The 283-nt window shown below is 73.9% G+C and carries 1 protein-coding gene; it reads right to left on the bottom strand.

All coding sequences use genetic code 11. The annotated features are described in order from the left end of the window. Positions 1-283 (bottom strand): hypothetical protein (locus QP415_RS11625; protein ID WP_285100183.1); only part of this gene is annotated, 283 nt, incomplete at both ends.

Genomic DNA, 283 nt, shown 5'->3' with positions numbered 1-283 from the left:
CTGGTCCTGCGCCGCGCCCGTCACCAGCTCGACCCCCTCCAACGGCACGTCGCGCTGGGTGCGCCAGGTGGCCACCACCTGATAGGCGAAAGAGGCGGGGGTACGCACCGGACGCACCGTGTCCGGGCCAAGCGCCTGCGCGCGCGGGGTCAGCACATCGGCACGCGTGCGATCGGGAGCAAGAATCATCGCGGAGCGGCCCTGGGAGGCCGCCTGCTCGAACACGGCCAGGGCACACGTCGAGCGGCCCGACGACGGCGCGCCGCGCGCAATCACGTCGCCC

The sequence above is a fragment of the Pauljensenia sp. UMB3104 genome (assembly GCF_030217285.1).
Lineage (GTDB): Bacteria > Actinomycetota > Actinomycetes > Actinomycetales > Actinomycetaceae > Pauljensenia.
The sequence above is the reverse complement of the archived record's forward strand: the minus strand, read 5'-3'. Positions and strand labels throughout refer to the sequence as shown.